This is a genomic window from Pseudomonas sp. GW821-FHT09C10, assembly GCF_059418085.1.
This window is the reverse complement of the sequence record NZ_JBWKPE010000002.1, coordinates 315,321-334,857: the sequence shown is the minus strand read 5'-3', so window position 1 is coordinate 334,857 and position 19,537 is coordinate 315,321. Positions and strand designations below refer to the sequence as shown.

Annotated in this window: 19 protein-coding genes; 11 read left to right on the top strand and 8 right to left on the bottom strand. The window is 61.1% G+C overall.

Going from position 1 to position 19,537, the window contains the following annotated elements; all coding sequences use genetic code 11:
• Positions 1 to 476 precede the first annotated feature (476 nt).
• A complete protein-coding gene (gene yaaA / locus AC07OT_RS05275) occupies positions 477 to 1,256 on the bottom strand; it encodes a peroxide stress protein YaaA (RefSeq protein ID WP_495107641.1) in 780 nt (259 codons plus the stop codon).
• 120 nt (positions 1,257 to 1,376) lie between these two features.
• On the opposite strand from yaaA, the gene AC07OT_RS05270 reads away from it, so the two are divergent.
• The 5 genes from AC07OT_RS05270 to moaE all read left to right on the top strand — a co-directional run bounded on the left by AC07OT_RS05270 (position 1,377) and on the right by moaE (position 5,496).
• A complete protein-coding gene (locus AC07OT_RS05270) occupies positions 1,377 to 2,501 on the top strand; it encodes a polysaccharide deacetylase family protein (protein ID WP_495107640.1) in 1,125 nt (374 codons plus the stop codon).
• A gap of 347 nt (positions 2,502 to 2,848) precedes the next feature.
• Complete coding sequence (locus AC07OT_RS05265; protein ID WP_005785025.1) at positions 2,849 to 4,243, top strand: PhoH family protein; 1,395 nt, start codon at positions 2,849 to 2,851, stop codon at positions 4,241 to 4,243.
• Between the two features lie 88 nt (positions 4,244 to 4,331).
• Positions 4,332 to 4,805 (top strand): cyclic pyranopterin monophosphate synthase MoaC, encoded by a 474-nt coding sequence (gene moaC, locus AC07OT_RS05260; RefSeq protein ID WP_027604721.1) that lies wholly within the window; start codon positions 4,332 to 4,334, stop codon positions 4,803 to 4,805.
• Positions 4,802 to 5,044, top strand: coding sequence for a molybdopterin converting factor subunit 1 (gene moaD, locus AC07OT_RS05255; RefSeq protein ID WP_495107639.1), 243 nt, complete (start codon positions 4,802 to 4,804; stop codon positions 5,042 to 5,044). Before moaC ends, moaD begins: the two co-directional genes overlap by 4 nt.
• A 2-nt stretch (positions 5,045 to 5,046) precedes the next feature.
• Positions 5,047 to 5,496, top strand: a complete 450-nt coding sequence (moaE, locus tag AC07OT_RS05250; RefSeq protein ID WP_027604719.1) for a molybdopterin synthase catalytic subunit MoaE — start codon at positions 5,047 to 5,049, stop codon at positions 5,494 to 5,496.
• Between the two features lie 67 nt (positions 5,497 to 5,563).
• On the opposite strand, the gene rhlB is transcribed toward moaE, so the two are convergent.
• Positions 5,564 to 7,027: an ATP-dependent RNA helicase RhlB gene (gene rhlB / locus AC07OT_RS05245; protein ID WP_495107759.1), complete on the bottom strand. Its 1,464-nt coding sequence runs from the start codon at positions 7,025 to 7,027 to the stop codon at positions 5,564 to 5,566.
• A gap of 95 nt (positions 7,028 to 7,122) precedes the next feature.
• Positions 7,123 to 7,779 carry an alpha/beta hydrolase gene (locus tag AC07OT_RS05240; protein ID WP_027604717.1) on the bottom strand — a complete coding sequence of 219 codons (657 nt, stop codon included), beginning with the start codon at positions 7,777 to 7,779 and terminating at the stop codon, positions 7,123 to 7,125.
• A 345-nt stretch (positions 7,780 to 8,124) separates the two neighbouring features.
• Between AC07OT_RS05240 and AC07OT_RS05235 the strand changes: the two genes are divergently transcribed.
• The 4 genes from AC07OT_RS05235 to AC07OT_RS05220 all read left to right on the top strand — a co-directional run bounded on the left by AC07OT_RS05235 (position 8,125) and on the right by AC07OT_RS05220 (position 12,294).
• Positions 8,125 to 9,156: an amino acid ABC transporter substrate-binding protein gene (locus tag AC07OT_RS05235; RefSeq protein ID WP_065938597.1), complete on the top strand. Its 1,032-nt coding sequence runs from the start codon at positions 8,125 to 8,127 to the stop codon at positions 9,154 to 9,156.
• 72 nt (positions 9,157 to 9,228) lie between these two features.
• Positions 9,229 to 10,410, top strand: coding sequence for an amino acid ABC transporter permease (locus AC07OT_RS05230; RefSeq protein WP_092487160.1), 1,182 nt, complete (start codon positions 9,229 to 9,231; stop codon positions 10,408 to 10,410).
• A gap of 10 nt (positions 10,411 to 10,420) precedes the next feature.
• The gene (locus tag AC07OT_RS05225; RefSeq protein WP_092487163.1) at positions 10,421 to 11,518 is read left to right on the top strand and encodes an amino acid ABC transporter permease; all 1,098 of its coding nucleotides are present in this window, start codon (positions 10,421 to 10,423) and stop codon (positions 11,516 to 11,518) included.
• Between the two features lie 11 nt (positions 11,519 to 11,529).
• The gene (locus AC07OT_RS05220) at positions 11,530 to 12,294 is read left to right on the top strand and encodes an amino acid ABC transporter ATP-binding protein (protein WP_003171943.1); all 765 of its coding nucleotides are present in this window, start codon (positions 11,530 to 11,532) and stop codon (positions 12,292 to 12,294) included.
• A gap of 49 nt (positions 12,295 to 12,343) precedes the next feature.
• Here the strand turns inward: AC07OT_RS05220 and AC07OT_RS05215 are convergent, their stop codons facing one another.
• Positions 12,344 to 12,838, bottom strand: coding sequence for a type II toxin-antitoxin system MqsA family antitoxin (locus tag AC07OT_RS05215; RefSeq protein WP_495107638.1), 495 nt, complete (start codon positions 12,836 to 12,838; stop codon positions 12,344 to 12,346).
• The gene (locus AC07OT_RS05210) at positions 12,835 to 13,146 is read right to left on the bottom strand and encodes a type II toxin-antitoxin system MqsR family toxin (RefSeq protein ID WP_115486693.1); all 312 of its coding nucleotides are present in this window, start codon (positions 13,144 to 13,146) and stop codon (positions 12,835 to 12,837) included. The genes AC07OT_RS05215 and AC07OT_RS05210 overlap by 4 nt, the downstream gene beginning before the upstream one ends.
• Before the next feature lie 159 nt (positions 13,147 to 13,305).
• On the opposite strand from AC07OT_RS05210, the gene AC07OT_RS05205 reads away from it, so the two are divergent.
• Together AC07OT_RS05205 and AC07OT_RS05200 are read left to right on the top strand one after the other, a co-directional pair.
• Complete coding sequence (locus tag AC07OT_RS05205; RefSeq protein WP_495107637.1) at positions 13,306 to 13,965, top strand: FadR/GntR family transcriptional regulator; 660 nt, start codon at positions 13,306 to 13,308, stop codon at positions 13,963 to 13,965.
• Positions 13,955 to 15,220, top strand: a complete 1,266-nt coding sequence (locus AC07OT_RS05200; protein ID WP_495107636.1) for a CynX/NimT family MFS transporter — start codon at positions 13,955 to 13,957, stop codon at positions 15,218 to 15,220. The genes AC07OT_RS05205 and AC07OT_RS05200 overlap by 11 nt, the downstream gene beginning before the upstream one ends.
• Here the strand turns inward: AC07OT_RS05200 and AC07OT_RS05195 are convergent.
• From AC07OT_RS05195 to AC07OT_RS05185, 3 genes are read right to left on the bottom strand one after another with little or no spacing between them, the layout of a single operon-like run.
• Positions 15,217 to 15,867: a DUF1120 domain-containing protein gene (locus tag AC07OT_RS05195; protein WP_495107635.1), complete on the bottom strand. Its 651-nt coding sequence runs from the start codon at positions 15,865 to 15,867 to the stop codon at positions 15,217 to 15,219. The two genes, AC07OT_RS05200 and AC07OT_RS05195, sit on opposite strands and share 4 nt — an antisense overlap.
• Positions 15,868 to 15,884: 17 nt before the next feature.
• The gene (locus AC07OT_RS05190; protein WP_495107758.1) at positions 15,885 to 16,985 is read right to left on the bottom strand and encodes a DUF1120 domain-containing protein; all 1,101 of its coding nucleotides are present in this window, start codon (positions 16,983 to 16,985) and stop codon (positions 15,885 to 15,887) included.
• Positions 16,986 to 17,035: 50 nt separating this feature from the next.
• The gene (locus AC07OT_RS05185) at positions 17,036 to 19,468 is read right to left on the bottom strand and encodes a fimbria/pilus outer membrane usher protein (protein WP_495107634.1); all 2,433 of its coding nucleotides are present in this window, start codon (positions 19,466 to 19,468) and stop codon (positions 17,036 to 17,038) included.
• Positions 19,469 to 19,537: the final 69 nt, after the last annotated feature.

The window sequence follows — 19,537 nt, the reverse complement described above, 5'->3', positions numbered from 1 at the left end:
ACTTCCGTTGGTCCGCCTTGTAAGTCATCTCCTACAGAAACAGAGAATTTCGTTACCGGTGGTATGAGCGGCGCTTCAGGACGAAGTTCCGGGCCGCTCATCCTGTTTCCAGAAATTTCTTGAAATATAGGGGAAGATGGCACTGGTATTATATTGATAGCACTTGCTATCTGGGCCAGTAGTTACAGGTAGTTGGCGCGAAGGGATAGTTTTGTGCCACTAGTGTTTTAAAAAAGTGGTGCCACTATGAAAAAAATTTGGAAATGTCGAGTGAAAAAAATGTTAGGGATGTGTCGTGATATTTTTTGACGTCAAGTAAATGACGATTCTTGGTGTGAAGCGCGGACAAAATGTGGGAGGGGGCTTGTCCCCGATGGCAGTGCATCAGTCGATAGATTCGTGACTGAACCACCGCAATCGGGGGCAAGCCCCCTCCCACATTTGGATTTCATTGTCTGAAAGAGGCTGGTACGGCCTTATTCCGGTGCATGATCGCGCAGGAACACCAGATTGTCCGGCTTGGACTGCTCCGCATTGAAGCGGTAACCCTGCACATCGAACTGCTTGAGCCTGGCCGGATCGTTGATGCGCTCTTCGATCACGAAGCGGCTCATCATGCCCCGGGCCTTTTTCGCGTAGAAGCTGATGATCTTGTACTGGCCGTTCTTCAGGTCCTTGAACTCGGTGTTGATGATCCGCGCGTTCAGGGCCGTGCGCTTGACCGCCGAGAAGTACTCGTTGGAGGCCAGGTTGAGCAGCACGTCGTCGCCTTGTTCGGCCAGGGCTTCGTTCAGCCATTCGCTGATGCGCGTGCCCCAGAAGGCGTACAGGTCCTTGCCACGGGCGTTGGCGAGTTTGGTGCCCATCTCCAGGCGGTACGGCATCATCAGGTCCAGGGGGCGCAGCAGGCCGTACAGGCCCGAGAGCATGCGCAGGTGGTCCTGGGCGTAGCTGAAGTCGGCATCGGTGAAGGTGTCGGCGTTGAGTCCGGTGTACACGTCGCCCTTGAATGCCAATAAGGCCTGCTTGGCATTCTCGGGGGTGAAGGCCGGGGTCCAGCTGCCGAAGCGGGCGGCATTGAGGCCGCCGATCTTATCGGACACGTGCATCAATTCGCTGATCTGCGCCGGGCTCAGTTCGCGCAGTTGCTCCATCAGCGCCTGGGAATGGTCCAGATACTGTGGCTGGGTAAAGCGCTGGGTCACCGCTGGGGTCTCGAAATCGAGGGTCTTGGCGGGGGAAATCACCATCAGCATGAAGTCGTCTCCTGTAAATCGTGCGGGGATTCTAGGGGCTTGGGCGTTTTGACTCCACCTATGATGGCGATAGGCGCGATCCGCTATGATGGCCGATGACTCTGGAGAGGGAGACCCTGCGTGCGAATAGCGCTTTTGTTGTCGGCTTGCCTGCTGTGCCTGAATGCCCAGGCGGCGCCGGTGGATGTAGCCAGCCTGGACCGTGGCACCTGGCCGGAAAAACTCAGCAGCCCGGCGCTGTTCGATGTGGCCTCGCGTGCGGAAATCCTGATGTTCGCCCACAGCCTGCTGGCCAGTGAATCCCTGGATGAAGCTGCACTCAAGCAGCGCCTGGGCTTGAAGATCATCAACCTGGCCGCCATCGACGACCTGCGTCGCGAGCTTTGGCAGCGGTTGTTGGAGAACTACACGTTCGCCCAGCAGAGCTGCGAAGTCGACGCCTCGTTCTGCTACCTGGTGGAGAACATGGACGATCTGCGCGAGCAGGCCGGCAAGCTGGCGATTAGTGAAGACTCCTTCTATATAGGCTGGGCCGCACCCAGCCATGCCTTCCATGAGCGTTATCTGGACGAACTGCTGCGCAAGGCCGCGCTGTTTCCACAGATCAGCAGCGAAGTCGCGCGCTTTGGCGACCATGAACGCAACGGCGACGAGTTCAACGACCGCCTGTTCCTGCTGACCTTCGACGGCGGTCCTGCACCGGTCAGCGGCAACACCGACTGGCTCGCCGACTACCTGCGCAAGCAGAAGATGAACGCCACCTTCTTTGTCCTCGGCAGCAGCCTGCAAAACCGTGTGGAGCGTAGTTCCGCCGCTGAGGTGGAGGCGTTGTACCAGGGCCAGTGCGTCGGCACCCAGGGCTGGCAGTACCGTTCCCACAGCCATTGGGTGGACTGGCAGAGTTCCATCACCCGCAGCGCGCAGTTGGTGCAGAACCTGATGCCGGAAAACTACCTGCCGCTGTTCCGCCCGCCTTACGGGCAGCGGCGCGCCGACAGCCAGGGGTTCTTCCAGTCCCAGGGCTTGCAGGTGGCGTTATGGGACATCGATTCCCAGGACGAGCCGGGCAAGCTCAAGGCCGATGAGTCGGCGCAACGGGTGCTGACGTTGATGCTGTTGTGGCGCAAAGGCGTGATTGTGTTTCACGACACCCAGGACAAGGCGCGGGTGGCATTGCCGATGTTGCTGCAGGCAACGGCGCAGAGTGGGCTGGGTTGGCAGGACTGCCGGGAGGCGTTTCGTTAAAAGGATGAAGTGCCCGGCCCTGTTGGGTGCGAGGCATTTTTACGCTGATTTTGTGCGACATTTCGATGCAGGCGGACTTCCGACTTTAACGGTGCGTGGGGCACTCGGCTAGTGCTATTCGTCATCCTGAAAAATAAACTTCAAAAAAGCGTCAAAGTACTTTTTCCTGTCATGGGTTTTGCGGTATTACGAAGTCAGATCGCCGAAACCTGCAACACAGGTGGCGTCTTCCAAGACTCCTCATGTGGGCACTGCGCTTGACGTCACTCAGGTGCAGTCGGTGGTCGAATCGAGGCGCAGCACTGTTGTGGTATTGCGTCGACTGGCTCCCACAAAGGTGACCGAGTATGGATGATCATGGACGTAACCCTTCTTCCGACCAGCCAATCCTTTATGTGCTTGATACCAATGTACTGATCCACGATCCAAACGCACTGCTTAACTTCGAAGAACACCACGTCGCCATCCCGATGATCGTGCTTGAGGAGCTCGACAAACTCAAAAGCGGGCACCACAGCGTGGCTGCCGAGTGCCGCCAGGCCATCCGCCTGATCGACAAGACCCTGGGCGAAGCGTCACCCGAGGACGTTGAGGTCGGCGTGCCGATCCAGCGCGGCAAAAGCGGGCCCAAGGGCTTGCTGTCGATCCTGATGAGCAAGCGCAGCGAGCCCAACAGCCTGCTGCCGGAAAACCTGAACGACAACAAAATCATCAACCAATTGATCGATCTGCACGCTCGCGACAAGGACCTGCGCGTGGTGCTGGTGACCAAAGACATCAATATGCGCCTCAAGGCACGAGCGTGTGGGATCGCTGCCGAGGACTACAGTACCGACCAACTGGTCGACGACGTGTCGATGCTGTCCCGTGGTTATCACATGATGACCGGCTCGTTCTGGGACCGTGTCAGCAAGGTCGAAACCCGTCAGGACCACGGTCGTACCTGGCACCAGGTACAACTGATCGACAATCTGCCGGCCGTGCATATCAATGAATTCATCGTCGACGAGCAGGGCTTCGTGGGCTGGATCAAAGAGATCCAGGTCGACAAGCTGCTGATCCTCGACCTGCATCAGGAACCCCTGTTGCACCAGGAAGCCTGGGGCCTGAAACCGCGTGATATCTACCAGAGCCTGGCGCTGTATGCGCTGCTCGACCCGGACATCCATCTGGTCAACCTGACGGGCGCTGCCGGTTCCGGTAAAACCATCCTCGCCCTGGCTGCCGCCATCGAGCAGACCATGGTGACCAAGCGCTATCGCCGCATCATCGCCACCCGCTCCGTGCAGGGCCTGGACCAGGAAATCGGCTTTTTGCCCGGTACCGAGGCGGAAAAAATGGAGCCGTGGCTGGGGGCGATCACCGACAACCTCGAAGCCTTGCACATGGATGACGAAAACACCCATGGCAGCGTCGACTACATCCTCAGCAAAGTGCCGTTGCAGTTCAAATCCCTCAACTACATCCGAGGTCGCAGCTTCCAGCAGAGCCTGATTTTGATCGATGAATGCCAGAACCTGACCCCGCACCAGATGAAAACCATCATCACCCGTGCCGGCGCCGGTTCCAAAGTGGTGTGCCTGGGCAACCTGGCACAGATCGACACCCCTTACCTGTCCGCGACCAGCTCCGGGCTGACCTACCTGACGGAACGCTTCAAGGATTTCCCGAACGGCGTGCATATCGCGCTGCAAGGGGTGCCTCGCTCGATTCTGGCTGAATACGCAGAGTCGCACCTGTAACCGTTGGAGCGGCGGTGCGTCGCACCGCTGCTCCCACATTTATTGCGTGTTGGGTTTACAATCGCCGCTCCTGATCAGGAGTATCCCTGTGCTGACTCATCTCGATTCCCAAGGTCGCGCCCATATGGTCGACGTCACCGACAAGTCCGTGACGTTCCGGGAGGCGGTGGCCGAAGCGCGGGTGCGCATGCTGCCCGAGACCCTGCAAATGATTGTCGACGGCGCCCATCCCAAGGGCGACGTGTTTGCTGTGGCCCGCATCGCCGGGATCCAGGCGGCGAAAAAAACCAGTGATTTGATCCCCCTGTGTCACCCGCTGATGTTGACCGGAGTCAAGGTCGAGCTGAGTGCCGATGGCGCAGACTCGGTGCACATCGTCGCGCGCTGCAAGCTGTCCGGGCAGACCGGCGTAGAGATGGAAGCGTTGACGGCGGCCAGTGTCGCGGCGCTGACGATCTACGACATGTGCAAGGCCGTGGATCGCGGCATGACCATCGAAAACATTCGCCTGCTGGAAAAGCTTGGCGGTAAGAGCGGGCATTTCAAGGCGGATGGACAATGAGCATCAACGTACTGTTTTTCGCGCGTTACAGCGACAAAATAGGCCTGGATTCACTTGAGATGGAAGGCGACTTCGCCACGGTCGATGCCGTGCGCCAGGCGCTGGCCGCTGATCCGGGCTTTGAAGTGCTCAACGAAACCAGCCTGATGTGTGCCCGCAACCAGGAGCTGTGCGCTCTCGACGAGCCGTTGCAGGCCGGTGATGAAGTCGCGTTCTTCCCGCCCGTGACCGGAGGCTGAGCATGGCCATTCGTGTACAGGTCGAACCGTTTGACCCCGGTGCCGAGGTCAACGCGATGCACGCGGCGAATGTGGGCGTGGGCGCGGTGGTGAGTTTTGTCGGCTATGTGCGCGATTTCAACGAGGGGCGCGAGGTGTCTGGCATGTTCCTCGAACACTATCCGGGCATGACTGAAAAAGCCTTGGCCAAGATCGCCGTCGAAGCCGAGCAACGCTGGCCGCTGCTCAAGCTCGAAGTGCTGCATCGTATCGGTGCGCTGGAGCCCGGCGAGCCGATTGTGTTCGTGGCGGCCGCCAGTGCCCATCGCCAGGCGGCGTTCGATGCCTGTGCGTTTGTGATGGATTACCTGAAAACCCGTGCGCCGTTCTGGAAGAAGGAAAATACCCGTGAGGGTGCGCGCTGGGTGGAAGGGAGGGATAGCGACCACGCTGCGGCGGATCGCTGGAAATAACCAGCCGAACACTTAACCAAATGTGGGAGGGGGCAAGCCCCCTCCCACATTTTTATCGCATTTCAGCTTACGGGCGTTTGCGCTCTACAGCCCGCAATAGATGTGTCGGCGGGGTTTCGCAACTGATCTTGCGCCCCAACAGCGTTTCGATGGAAGGCAACTGATACGAGTCATCCTCCCCGGCAAAGCTGATCGACACACCCGCAGCGCCCGCCCGGCCGGTACGGCCGATGCGGTGCACATAGTCGTCCGGCACTTCCGGCAGGGTGAAGTTGATCACGTGGCTGATGCCGTCGATGTGAATCCCGCGCCCGGCCACGTCGGTGGCCACCAGCACGCGGATCTTGCCTTCGCGGAAGCCTTCCAGGGTCTTGATGCGCTTGTGTTGCGGCACATCGCCCGATAGTTGCGCGGCATTCACGCCATCGCGCACCAGGCGTTCTTCGATGCGACGCACTTCGTCCTTGCGGTTGGCGAACACCATCACGCGCTCCCAGCCGTTGTCGTTGACCAGGTTGTAGAGCAGCTTGTACTTGTCGGCACCGGCCACGGCATAGATGTGCTGTTCGACGTTTTCGCTGGCGACGTTTTCCGCTTCGATCTCGACTATCGACGGCTCGGTGGTCCACTGCTTGGCGAGGTTCATCACGTCTTCGGTGAAGGTCGCGGAGAACAGCAGGGTCTGGCGCTCGTTTTTCGGCGGGGTCTGGCGAATGATCTGGCGCACTTGTGGGATGAAACCCATGTCAAGCATGCGGTCGGCTTCGTCCAGCACCATCACTTCGACCATGTCCAGGTGCACGTCGCCGCGCTGGTTGAAGTCCAGCAGGCGGCCGGGGGTGGCCACGAGGATGTCGCAGTGGCGGGCTTCGAGGTGCTTGAGCTGCTTGTCGAAGTCCATGCCGCCCACGAACGTCATGACGTTGAGACCGGTGTACTTGGTCAGGTCGGCGGCGTCCTTGGCGATCTGCACCACGAGTTCACGGGTCGGCGCGATGATCAGCGCACGCGGTTCACCCATGTAGCGTTCTTTCGGCGGCGGTGTTTGCAGCAGCTGGGTGATGATCGAAATCAGGAACGCGGCGGTCTTGCCGGTGCCGGTCTGGGCACGACCGATGGCATCTTTGCCGGCGAGGGTAAAGCCCAGTACCTGCGCCTGGATCGGCGTGCAGTACGGGAACCCCAGGTCCTGGATGGCGTGCATCAGTTCCGGAGCCAGTTTGAAATCATGGAAGCGGGTCTTGCCTTCCTGGGGCTCGACGACGAAGTCTTCGAGTTTCCACGGGATCACCGGCGGTTTGGGCGCGCGTTCCCGGCGAGGCTTGGGGGCGGGTGCGGCTTGCGTCTCGGGTTTTGCCTGTTCGGGCGGTGTCACCGTCGGCGTCTTCGGCTGGGTGACAGGTGCAGTCCGGCCTGGCTGTTGACCGTCATTGCGGCTGCCGGAGGAGGGGACAGGAGCACTGGGAACAGGCGCGAGCGGCTCAGCCTCGCTTTTGCCGAACATCTTCTTGAGTGCTTTGAGCACGGTGATCTCATTAATTGGTTAAGGAATGTACGCCGGCCAGTGTAATGCAAGAATCGGGCGCGGCGTAGTGCGTCTGTCATACGGCTACATAAACGTGGGGTTCAGCCCAGGCGAGCGGTCAACCAAGTCCCTATATCGTGTATCTCCTGAGGTAACACTTCGTGGCCCATTGGGTATTCCTGCCATGTCACGGTGACACCACGGGTTTTCAGGTGCTCGTAGGCGCTGCGGCCCATGGCGTTCTGTACCACCTCGTCGTACTGGCCGTGCAGGCATAGCGTTGGAATGCGTTGTTGGCTGGCCGACAATTCAAGCTCATCGCTGAAGGTGGGCGCGTAGGTGGAGAGGGCGATGACGCCGCCCAATGGCCCCTCCCAATTCAGGAATGCGGTGTGGAAGACCACGGCGCCACCTTGGGAAAAGCCCGCGAGGAAAATTCGCGAGGCGTCTATTCCGGTTCTCTTCTGTGCTTCGATCAGGTCGGTCAGCATTTTTGCCGACACTTCCAGCTCCTCCAGGCTGATCGAGCGGGCCGGGCTCATGGCCTTTATGTCGTACCAGCTGGGCATCTCATAGCCACCATTGATCGTCACCGGACGGGTCGGTGCCTGGGGCAATACAAAGCGGGTGGACAGCAAGCTTTCCTGCAACGCCTCGGCCACCGGCAGGAAGTCGTAGCGATCGGCACCCAGGCCATGCAACCAGATGACGCAGGCGTCTGCGGGCTTGGCGGGCTGAAGAATCAAGGGTTCGGTCATGTCTGCTCCATAAATGTGCGTGCGCTCCGATTGGGTGCGTCGGAACGGTGCGCGACAGGTTGATCTGTTAAGAGAATGTCGCAAGGTTGAATCTTTTTCTATTGACCCAGGGCTGAAACGACTCAGCCGCCACTCTGGTACGCGCCTTGCTATGTGTATGTCGATGTCAGAACTTTCCCTGGACGGTAACACTATCAGTGACTGCCGCTTCTGGGATAGCCGCTGGAATTACCGCGAAAGCCTCATGCCGCTTGACCCCAAAAAAAGCCAACACGGGTCGATATCGCCTCATAAGGGTGCGCTGAGGTTGGAGCTTCGACACAACAAGAGCAACTGGAGGTTTGAATGAAGGTATTGAAATCCACCCTGGCCATCGTTAGCGCGGCGGCTGTACTGGGTGTCAGTGGTTTCGCCCACGCTGGCGCCACTCTGGACGCCGTGCAGAAGAAAGGCTTCGTGCAATGTGGCGTGAGTGACGGCTTGCCGGGCTTCTCGGTACCGGATGCCAGCGGCAAGATCCTCGGGATCGATGCTGACGTTTGCCGCGCCGTGGCCGCTGCCGTTTTCGGCGACGCCACCAAGGTCAAATTCAGCCAGTTGAACGCCAAGGAGCGTTTCACCGCGCTTCAATCCGGCGAAGTCGACATCCTGTCGCGTAACACCACCATGACCAGCTCCCGCGATGCGGGCATGGGCCTGAAATTCCCGGGCTTCATCACTTACTACGACGGCATCGGCTTCCTGGTTAACAACAAGCTGGGCGTTAAAAGTGCCAAGGAACTGGACGGTGCAACCATCTGCATCCAGGCCGGTACCACCACTGAGCTGAACGTTTCCGACTACTTCCGTGGCAACAACCTCAAATACACCCCGATCACCTTCGACACCTCCGATGAAAGCGCCAAGTCGCTGGAATCCGGTCGTTGCGACGTACTGACCTCCGACAAGTCCCAACTGTTCGCCCAGCGCAGCAAGCTGGCCTCGCCAAAGGACTACGTGGTTCTGCCGGAAACCATTTCCAAGGAACCGCTGGGCCCGGTCGTGCGTAACGGCGATGACGAGTGGCTGGCCATCGTGCGCTGGGTGGGCTACGCCATGCTCAACGCTGAAGAAGCCGGCATCACGTCCAAAAACGTTGAAGCTGAAGCCAAGTCCACCAAGAACCCGGACGTTGCGCGTCTGCTCGGTGCTGACGGCGAATACGGCAAAGACCTGAAAGTGAAGAAAGACTGGGTCGTACAGATCGTCAAGCAAGTCGGTAACTACGGTGAAGTGTTCGAGCGCAACCTGGGCAAGAGCACCCCGCTGGAAATCGACCGCGGCCTGAACGCGCTGTGGAACAACGGCGGCATTCAATACGCACCGCCTGTGCGCTGATCGCTGATGGTTCTGTCACCCGGTGGGCCAACCGCCGGGTGATGTTCTGTTCCATTCTTTCCGGGGCACTTCATGCAAAAACAAATCGGCGCACCAAATCGGAAGCTCAGCTTCAGCGATCCCAAAGTGCGTGCGTGGCTCTTCCAGATCATCACGATTGTGGCGGTGATCTCGCTGGGCTGGTACCTCTTCGACAATACCCAGACCAACCTTCAGCACCGGGGCATTACCTCGGGTTTCGACTTTCTTGAGCGCAGTGCCGGCTTCGGCATCGCGCAGCATTTGATCGACTACACCGAATCGGACAGCTATGCCCGCGTCTTTGTGATCGGGCTGCTCAACACGTTGCTGGTGACCTTTATCGGGGTGATCCTGGCGACCCTGCTGGGCTTCATCATCGGCGTGGCGCGCCTGTCACCGAACTGGATGATCAACAAGCTGGCGACCGTGTATGTGGAAGTATTCCGCAACATTCCGCCGCTGCTGCAGATCCTGTTCTGGTACTTCGCGGTGTTCCTCACCATGCCGGGGCCGCGCAACAGCCATAACTTCGGCGACACCTTCTTTGTCAGCAGCCGTGGCCTGAACATGCCGGCAGCGCTGGCCGCTGACGGGTTCTGGCCGTTTGTGGCCAGCATCGTGGTTGCCATCGTGGCAATCGTGCTGATGGCGCGTTGGGCCAACAAGCGCTTTGAGGCGACCGGCGTACCCTTCCACAAGTTCTGGGCGGGCCTGGCGCTGTTTATCGTGATCCCGGCGTTGTGTGCCTTGATCTTCGGCGCGCCGCTGCACTGGGAAATGCCAAAGCTGCAAGGTTTCAACTTTGTCGGCGGCTGGGTACTGATCCCTGAACTGCTGGCCCTGACCCTGGCGCTTACCGTGTACACGGCAGCGTTTATCGCCGAGATCGTGCGTTCGGGCATCAAGTCCGTCAGCCACGGCCAGACCGAAGCTGCGCGCTCCCTGGGCCTGCGCCCTGGGCCGACGCTGCGCAAGGTCATCATCCCGCAAGCCCTGCGGGTGATCATTCCGCCGCTGACCAGCCAGTACCTGAACCTGGCGAAGAACTCGTCGCTGGCCGCCGGTATCGGTTACCCGGAAATGGTTTCGCTGTTTGCCGGCACGGTGCTCAACCAGACCGGCCAGGCCATCGAGGTTATTGCCATCACCATGAGCGTGTACCTGGCGATCAGCATCAGCATTTCCCTGCTGATGAACTGGTACAACAAGCGCATTGCGCTGATCGAGCGGTGAGGAAACGCACATGAGTTCGCATACTTTCAAACCTGATATGCCGCCGCCGAGCAAAGTCTTCGGACCGATGGCCTGGATGCGCGCCAACCTGTTTTCCAGCTGGCTCAATACCTTGCTGACGCTGTTGGCGTTTTACCTGATCTACCTGGTGGTGCCGCCAATCCTGCATTGGGCCATCCTCGATGCCAACTGGGTCGGCACCACCCGCGCCGACTGCACTAAGGAAGGCGCGTGCTGGGTGTTTATCCAACAGCGCTTCGGGCAGTTCATGTACGGCTACTACCCCGGCGACCTGCGCTGGCGTGTGGACCTGACCGTGTGGCTGGCCATCGTCGGCGTGGCGCCGTTGTTCATCTCGCGTTTCCCACGCAAGGCGGTCTATGGCCTGAGCTTCCTGGTGCTGTACCCGATCATCGCCTACTTCCTGCTCCACGGCGGGATTTTCGGGCTCACCAACGTGGCCACCAGCCAATGGGGCGGCCTGATGCTGACCCTGGTCATCGCCACTGTCGGCATCGCCGGTGCCTTGCCGCTGGGGATTGTGCTGGCCTTGGGGCGGCGCTCGAACATGCCGGCGATTCGTGTGGTCTGCGTGACCTTCATCGAGTTCTGGCGCGGCGTGCCGTTGATCACCGTGCTGTTCATGTCCTCGGTGATGCTGCCGTTGTTCCTGCCCGAAGGCATGGGCATCGACAAGCTGCTGCGGGCGTTGATCGGCGTGATCCTGTTCCAGTCGGCCTACGTGGCCGAAGTGGTGCGCGGTGGCTTGCAGGCGATTCCCAAAGGTCAGTACGAAGCGGCCGCGGCGATGGGCCTGGGTTACTGGCGCAGCATGGGCCTGGTGATCCTCCCGCAAGCCCTGAAGATGGTGATCCCGGGCATCGTCAACACGTTTATCGCGTTGTTCAAGGACACCAGCCTGGTGATCATCATCGGCCTGTTCGACCTGCTCAACAGCGTCAAGCAAGCCGCCGCCGACCCTAAATGGTTGGGCATGGCCACCGAAGGCTATGTGTTTGCCGCCCTGGTGTTCTGGATTTTCTGTTTTGGTATGTCGCGCTATTCCATTCATTTGGAACACAAGCTCGACACAGGCCACAAGCGTTAGGAGTTGATGTTATGAGCGAAGCGATCAAACAGCCTGTGAGCCCTGAAGGCATTATCCAGATGCAGGGCGTCAACAAGTGGTATGGCCAGTTCCATGTGTTGAAAGACATCAACCTCAACGTCAAGCAGGGCGAGCGTATCGTGCTGTGCGGCCCGTCGGGTTCGGGCAAGTCCACCACCATCCGTTGCCTCAACCGCCTGGAAGAGCACCAGCAGGGCCGCATCGTGGTCGATGGCGTGGAGCTGACCAACGACCTCAAGCAGATCGAAGCGATCCGCCGTGAAGTCGGCATGGTGTTCCAGCACTTCAACCTGTTCCCGCACCTGACCATCCTGCAGAACTGCACGCTGGCGCCGATGTGGGTGCGCAAGATGCCCAAGCGCAAGGCCGAGGAAATCGCCATGCACTACCTGGAGCGTGTGCGCATCCCGGAGCAGGCCCACAAGTTTCCGGGGCAGTTGTCCGGCGGCCAGCAACAGCGCGTGGCGATTGCCCGTGCCCTGTGCATGAAGCCGAAAATCATGCTGTTCGACGAGCCGACCTCGGCCCTCGATCCGGAAATGGTCAAGGAAGTGCTCGACACCATGATCGGCCTGGCCGAAGACGGCATGACCATGTTGTGCGTAACCCACGAAATGGGCTTCGCGCGCACCGTGGCCAACCGCGTGATCTTCATGGACAAAGGCGAGATCGTAGAACAGGCGGCGCCGAATGACTTCTTCGACAACCCGCAGAATGACCGGACCAAGCTGTTCTTGAGCCAGATCCTGCATTGATCGATGCCTGAAAAAATAAACCCGGCCTGGCCGGGTTTATTTTTGAGGGTTAGGACGCTTTGATTGCTTCAATGTCGTTGTTCACGGTGTAGGTGAAGGCGCCGCGTATGTCCGCGCCTTCAGCCAGGACTTTCGCGTCCGCAAGCAGGTGCGGGTGGCGATCCAGTAATCGCATCAGCAGTACCAAGGGCTTGGGGGCAAGAAGTTCGCCGCGTTCGTAGCGAGAGAATGCGTTGTGGCCGCCACCGGACAGCAAATCCACTGCTTCCTTTTGCGTAAGGTGCAGTTTTCGGCGGATGCGCTTCATCTCGGCGCCGATCATTTTTCTGGCGGCGAGGACTAGCTCGTCACCCGCTTGTCCATAGCGATCTGCACTATCGGTATCGGGGTCCCAAAAGCCGTCGCCGCATACGTTGCATTCCCAGCCTGCCAGATTGTCGACTCGACGTTCCATGCCTTTGACGCTGATGGTTTCGCTGCGGCCCTCGAAATAGCTCAACGCATCAGGGGCGCCACAGATGTAGCACAGCTCGGTTTTTTTCATGGGTTTTTCTCCTTGAAGGAGATCACCGGAGGCCTACCGTCTGTGCGGTAAGTGACCTTGATGTAAATCTCCATGCCTTTCGAATGAGTGTGGTACACGTCCTGCCAGACTCGATGGTCTCCATAAGTGGTCATCGACTTGTACAACATCCAGTTTTGCAACTCATAGATGACGTCCTGCATGTCCTCAAGGCTAAAGCGCAGATCCCAGCCGCATCGTTGTGCTGACTGGGTGAACGCTTTCCTCCCAAGCCGCCTGACATCCGCCTTGATCACCGCCAGATCGTAATGAGGTGTGTACTTTTCCATAAGACACCTGAGCCGAATAATTACCCTTTGAGGGTAATTTTACCAATCGAAAATACTGCTCCTTTTCCTGCCTAAGAACCCTAGTGCGTTGCCTTTGTAGGCAACTCTGAATAGGCTGTAGGAAAATTCATCCTATGATTGGACGAAAGCCTGCATTCCATGACAGACATCGCCCCCTTGATCAAACGCTCCCTGGTGGACCAGGCCCTTGAGCAATTGCGCTGGCGCATCAGCGAAGGCCGGTGGGCCATCGGTGAACGCCTGCCCACCGAGCCGGAGCTGGCCTCCGAGCTGGGCGTCAGCCGCAATACCGTGCGCGAGGCCATGCGCGTGCTGGCGTTTTCCGGGTTGATCGAGATCCGCCAGGGCGACGGCAGTTACCTGCGCTCGATGACCGACCCGCTGGGGGCCATGCGCGCGTTATCCCACTGCACCCTGGAGCAGGCGCAGGAGACGCGGCAGATCCTGGAAGTGGAGGCCGTCGGGCTCGCGGCGGTGCGCCGTACCGAAGCCGACCTCACCGCTTTGCATGAGGCACTCAAGGCCAGCGCGGTGCTGTACCACGGTGACCTCGAGGCCTATATCAGCGCCGACCTGCTGTTTCACAAACGCCTGGTGGATGCCGCGCACAACCCGGCATTGAGCGAGCTGTACCAGTACTTTTCCGCCATCGTCGGCGCGCAGTTGCGCCAGACCCTGAACATTTCGCCGCGTCGCCAGGCGGTGTTCGACCTGCATATCGCCCTGCTCGAAGCCGTGGAACACCAGGACCCGGAACGCGCCAAATCCCTTTGCCGGCAGTTGATCAATGAACCCTGAAACCAAGCGTACGAGCGAGTTGGACGAACTGTTGATCGACGCCGAGGCCGACGACGAAGTGGTGCAAAGCAGCCACCCGGTGGTGAGTCGACCCTGGCTGTTGCTGCTGGGCCTGATCCTGGTGGCCTTGAACCTGCGTCCAGCGCTGTCGAGCGTGGCGCCATTGCTGGCCGACGTCTCCAGCAGCCTGGGGTTATCGGCGGCCAAGGCCGGTTTGCTCACCACCCTGCCGGTGTTGTGCCTCGGCCTGTTCGCACCCACGGCGCCGATCCTGGCCCGGCGGTTTGGCGCCGAGCGGGTGGTGTTGGGGATTTTGCTGACCCTGGCCGCCGGCATCATCCTGCGCAGCGCTTTTGGCGAAGTGGGCTTGTTCGCCGGCAGCCTGATCGCCGGTGCGAGCATCGGCATCATCGGCGTCTTGCTGCCGGGCCTGATCAAGCGTGATTTCGCCAGGCAGGCCGGTGCGATGACCGGCGTCTACACCATGGCCCTGTGCCTGGGCGCGGCGTTGGCCGCCGGTGCCACGGTGCCGCTGAGTCATTACTTCGGTGACCGCTGGACCATCGGCCTGGGCTTCTGGATTCTGCCGGCGTTGGCGGCGGCGTTGTTCTGGTTACCGCAGGTCGGCCGCAAACACGCCACCCACCAGGTCGCCTACCGAGTGAAGGGCCTGCTGCGTGATCCGCTGGCCTGGCAGGTCACGTTGTATATGGGCCTGCAATCGTCCCTGTCGTACATCGTGTTTGGCTGGTTGCCGTCGATCCTGATCGGTCGTGGCCTGAGCTCCACCGAAGCCGGGCTGGCGTTGTCCGGCTCGATCGTCATGCAATTGTTCAGTTCCCTCGCCGCCCCCTGGCTCGCCACCCGTGGCAAAGACCAGCGCCTGGCGATCGTAGTGGTGATGCTGCTGACCCTCGGCGGTTTGTTCGGTTGCCTGTATGCACCGCTGGACGGCCTGTGGGGCTGGGCGATCCTGCTCGGTCTGGGCCAGGGCGGTACGTTCAGCCTGGCGCTGACCCTGATCGTGCTGCGTTCGCGCGACTCCCATGTGGCGGCCAACCTGTCGAGCATGGCCCAGGGCTTCGGTTATACCCTGGCGTCCATTGGCCCATTTGCGGTGGGCCTGGTGCACGACTGGACGGGCGGCTGGTCGGCCATCGGCTGGATTTTCGCGGTGATCGGCCTGGGCGCCATCGTTGCCGGGCTGGGGGCGGGGCGGGCGCTGTATGTGCAGGTCAGCAGCGAGAAAGTCTAGAGGTACAGCACTTCCAGGGTCGCCGAGCCGTCGAGCAAGGTGTCGCTGCTCAGGTCCAGGTTCTGCTTGGCATTGATCACCGCCTCGACCTTGACGGTGCTGGTTAACGCCTGGATCGCCGAGGGGCCGGTGGTACTCCCTTCGGTGTCGGTGAACCCCAGATAGCTGTTGGCGCCGATGTCGATCGGGTTGAGGTTGGCGGTGCGCCAGGCCAGGCCGCCGGTGGTGGATTCGGTACCGTAGGCCGGCGCGAGACTGTCCGCCTGGGTCTGGCGAGGGTCGAAAGTCAGGGAATAGAGGCCAATACGGTTGCCGCTGTTGTCCAGTCCCAGCCCGTAGTAAATCTCGCTGTTGACCATGGCCGTGCCGTCGCGGTTGTCACGCATGCGCAGGGCAAAGCGGTTCGGCGCGTTGCAGCCGATACTGACTTGCAGGTGCTTGACCGGCAATCGAGTGCCTTTTTCGAGGTTGAGGTCCTGCTGGGAAATCTTGCCGTAGTCGATCAACCCGTTGCTCGACAGCAGTGGCGTGCAGGCGGTGGGTGTCAGCCGGCCTTTGACACTCAGGTCCACGCTGGAGGCGGCCAGTGTATGTGGGGCACCGGTCAGTAAAACCAGGGCGAAAACGGCAATGCGGTACGTGTTCATAAGGCGAACTCCAGAGGTCAGAGGTAGATGATTTCAAGGGTGCCCGAGCCGTTGATGTACACCACGTTGCGCAGGTCCAATGACTGGGTTGGCGCCAGGTAGGCCTTGATGCGCACTGTCCCGGCCAGTTGCTGGATCGGCACCGGCCCACGGGTGTTGCCGAGGCTGTCGGTAAACCCCATCAGGCTGTTGGCGGCGATGGGGATCTGCCGGGCACTGGAGCTGCTCCAGGCTGCGCCGCCACTGGTGGAATCGGTCCGATACAGGGTGCCGAGGGCGTCGGCGCTGAATTCGGCCGGGTCGATGTTCAGGTAGTAGCGCCCGATCTTGTTCTGGCTGGCGTCCAGGTCCAGGCCGTAGGCGGTTTCATCGATACCGCCGGTGGCCGAGCCGCTGCGGTTGTCATGCATCTTCAGGGCGAAGGGCGTGGCGGCATCGCAACTCACCGAGAGCTGCAAGGTGCGGGTGGGCAGCGGTGTTTCATTGGTAGCATTCAGGTCCTTGGCCAGCAGCGTGCCGTAGTCCACCAGTCCGCCATTGGACAACTGCGGCGTGCAGGCGGCAGGGGCGAAGTGGGCGCGCAGGGTGAGTTCCCGCGAGCGGCTGCCCTGGTGGGCGTCGAACGTCCCGGACACTTCCCAGGTGGTCGCCTCGCGCACCCGGGTTGCGGCGATGTCGGCCCAGGCGCTCAGGCTCACCTGCAAAGCGAAATGCTTGCCCTGCACCACGCTGGCGCCTTGCACCGGTGCTACGCCATGGCCGGGTCGCCAATTCAATGCCGTGCCGACGACGGCCGGTGCCTGGCCGGCTGCGGGCAGCAATCCCAACTCTACTGCCTGGCCATCCAGAACGCCGTCGCTGACCTGCAGGGCGTAGGTGCCGTGCTCGGTCAGTTGCAGGCGTTGGGCACTGGCTGCGAGGGCGCGGTAGAACACACTCATGTCCGCCGGTTGTGGGCAGTTGAGGTTCAGGCTCAAGCGGCGTTCACCGAGCAGGCGCTGTGGGGCACTGTCGTTTTGCGCAAGACGTTTCATCAGGCCGAAATCGAGCAACGACTCGCTGATGTCCAACTGGCACTCGTCGTTGGCCAAGACGTCTGTGACGAGGCTGACGCTCATCAATGCAGCCGTCAGCCAGGGCGCGCGGAAAAGGGGCATGGCGATCTTCCTCATAGGGGGTGGCAGCGCGCAGGCGCGGTTTCGAAATACACCTGGGGATCACCCTTGGCCGGCAGCTCGAACTGCAACCGGCAGCGGGTCAAGCCTGGCGCGCTGACCCACAATCCGGATTGCTCCAGCACATTGGGCAGGAACACCTGGCCGCCGTCCTGCACCAGGGTCACGAACTCGCCGCCGGCGGTGCTCACTGCTGCACCACGGGGCAGCAGTGCGCCTTGTTCGGTGCGGGCGGTGAGCAACACTCGGCGGGTCAACGTCACCCCGAACTCGACCCGATCCACCGCACCGCGCCCTGCCGAGATCATTGCCAGGCCGTTGTTGATATCGGCATTGCGCGGCAGTGAGCGGGTCTGCACTTCCACCGGGCTGCGACCATAGGCGTTCACCTGGGGCACCACGGCCTGGCCTTGCCAGTCGGTCCATACCGGACCGCTGGGGGTGCTCAGCTTGATGCCGCCCATATCGCCCACAGAGACCACGGCGAAGGTGTCGCGTACCGGATAGGGCGAAAAGGTGACGCCGTCGCCATGCACTACCACGCCACCCCGGGCGCTGCCTTGATAGCTCGACCGCTCGGCATCGGAGCGGCTGTAGCTGACATCGAGCTGGCTGTAGCGCGGCAGGGCCGATAGCCCGAGTGTGGTTTCGACCTGCTGGTCGCGGGTGTCGTGTTCGGCGCTGACGCGATAGCTCAATTGATCGTCGAGCTGTTCGTTCAGCCCCAGGCCCGTGCGATGTTCGCCGCCCGAGTTGCGCACCCAGGCGCGCACGCGACGACTCTCGCCCAGGGGCAGGCTGACATTCAGGTACACCGCGTTGTCCTGTTGCTGGCGTCCGCCCATTTGCCACTCCGCACTGGCCGACAACGACACGCCCCCGACGCTGGTGCCCCAGGACGCCAGGCCCCGGCTGCTGCTGTCGCCATCAAAATTGCTGGAGCGCGACACGCCCGCACTGAACGCTCCCAGCCACGGGTGCGACCAGCCCAGGGTGGCACTCTGTTGATCGCGATAGCGGGAGCGCCGCTGCTGGGTGGAGTCGGATTCGTAGGTGGATTCTTCCAGCTCCCGATAGCCTGGCGTACGCCAGGAGTTGGCCACACTGAACGACCATTGATCATTCAGGCGCTGAGACCATGACAGGTCGGTCTGCACGCCACGCACCTTGTCCCGTGCCTGGGTATCGGCGACCTGGGTGCCCAGTTGCACCTGACTGTCCAGCCATGGCAGCCAACCCAGGCTCAGCCCCACCGCACGGTATTCACTGGCCGCCAGCACACCGCTGCCCAGGGACAGTTGCGGGTGCACGGCGCCGGTCCAGCCCGCGCTGACCACCCACGGATCATTACCCTGGGCATCGCCGATATTGCGCACGCGGCCCGCCGCCACCGAGTACCCCGGCGCCGCCAGTCCCAGGCCGAGCATGGCGGCGGGAACGGTGAAACGGCGCTCGCCACCGCTGCTTTCCTTGACCGTGACTTCGACGTCCGAGCGTGAGTTCAGGCGTCGCACGTCGGTCAGGGAAAACGGCCCGGCCGGCACCACGGTGGAGTGAATCAACGCTCCGTTCTGCCGCACTTCGACCTGGGCCGGGCTGTTGGCGATACCCTCGATGGTCGCGCCCTGGCCTTGTTCTTGAAGGGCCTGTTCGGTCAGTACCTGCACCCCGGTGATCTGTGCACCGGACAATACCGGGTTGTAGAGATTGATCTGCCCGGCTTGCAGCACCGCCTGCTGGCTGGCAAAGGTGCGTTGGGCATACGCCTCAAGATGAGTGCTGCGCGACAGGCCATCCTGCCAGGTCTGCACCTGGCGGCTGCGCACGATCCAGTCGCCCGCGTTGAAGCCCACCTCGGTGTTGGCGGAGCCGAAACGACTGTCGTCGTCCTCGAAGCGGTTGTAGAAACCCGTGAGGTCGTAATTGAGCAGGGCGGCAACCCCCCCGGTCTGATAACCGGAGATGTCCTGTTGCAGTGGCCGCAGGGCTTCGGTGGGCACCACCAGCGACACGGTGAGGCTGGCCGGGTCGGGCTCCACCAGGCTTTGGGGGTACAGCGCGAGCAGGTCGTGGCAGGGACCGCTGTCGCCGGGCTGGATCAGGTTGGCGGCGTCCAGCAGTGCCTGATCGAAGCACAGTTGGCCCTGTTGATCGAAACCGACCTCCAGCCTCCCCCGGGGCAGGCCGTTGACCCGCAGGCTCACCGCGTGCCGGCCGGCGGCAAAGCGCGGTGCGTCCAGCAGCAGGCTGGCCAGCTGCGGGTCGATGCCGCGTTGGTGCAGGGTAGTCGCATCGAAGCCTGTGCGTTCTGCGGCCCAGGCTTCGGCGGGCAACAGGCTGCACGCCAGCAGCAGCGCGGGGAGGGCGCTGCGGTTAGGAATGTCGGGCAGGGCATCGCCGTCACGGTAGTTCAATACTGTTTTCACGAAAGGCACTCGAATAATGGCGTCTGTGCGCCCGGTGACGGTCTTCGAGCCGTCACTTCGTTATGCAGG